Here is a 962-nt window from a genome sequence, read left to right as displayed (position 1 = left end):
CTCCCAGCGGACAAGTTGTCTCGCCTTGAGGCGATCCTCCAGCAGCCAGCCCGAGGCACCGTCCTCTTCGTAGGCGACGGTATCAACGATGCGCCAGTCCTAGCGCGTGCCGATGTGGGTATCGCCATGGGCGGACTCGGCTCTGACGCTGCCATAGAGGCGGCCGACGTGGTCATTATGGATGACAACCCGCTCAAGATAGCAACCGCCATACGCATCGCACGCCACACCGTCGGCATCGCACTGCAGAACGCATGGTTTGCCATCGGTATCAAGGTGCTGGTACTCCTCCTAGCCTTGCTCGGTGTAGCCTCCATGTGGATGGCCGTCTTCGCTGACGTAGGCGTCACAGTCCTCGCCGTGCTCAATGCGATGCGCGCCCTGCGCCCTGTCAAAGTTAGCAGATCAAGCAACTAAAGCCGACACACGATCCCTATAAAACCCAATATCCACGGAGATATGCGCCATATCTTCGTGGATATTTTTTTGATGCTTAGGAAGAGCTTTAACTTTGCAGAGTGAAAAGAAATCGACCCGAGATTAGGTCAGTTGAACGGGTTGTTCTTACCTTTGTTGTAGTGAGGTAAGGACAGCAACCAGAGGGTAATCTATCGTCCCTACGAGGCTTCGAGCCTAAGGTCTGTTAGAGACCCTCTGGAGTTCAGCTACTTGAGACTTATTAGAAAGTGAGGCTCAGAGCCTAATTAAAGTAATAGCCTAATGTAGCCTAGCTGGCCCTTATCAATAATCAGATACAAAGTTATGAAATATCACTTTATCGGCATCGACGTTTCCAAAGAAAAACTGGATGCCACCCTGATTCGCTACGAATCAGAATCAGACAGCGAGCAGCAGCTCGCCTACACCACTGTAGAAAACAACCCTAAGGGGTTCCGGAGCCTTGTCTCTTGGAGCAAGAAGAACGCTGGTCGAGGAGTCAAGACCGACACCATGCTCTTCTG

General features: G+C 52.2%; 1 protein-coding gene and 1 pseudogene. Both read left to right on the top strand.

The genetic code is table 11. From position 1 onward, the window contains the following. The coding region (locus PORUE0001_RS00920) for an HAD hydrolase family protein (protein ID WP_007364567.1) at positions 1-417 on the top strand (417 nt) is incomplete at its 5' end. Between the two features lie 345 nt (positions 418-762). Continuing rightward, positions 763-962, top strand: a pseudogene (locus tag PORUE0001_RS00915) (IS110 family transposase); the annotation flags it as partial.

Source organism: Porphyromonas uenonis 60-3 (assembly GCF_000174775.1).
Classification (GTDB): Bacteria; Bacteroidota; Bacteroidia; order Bacteroidales; family Porphyromonadaceae; genus Porphyromonas; species Porphyromonas uenonis_A.
This window is presented reverse-complemented; position numbering and strand designations above follow the sequence as displayed.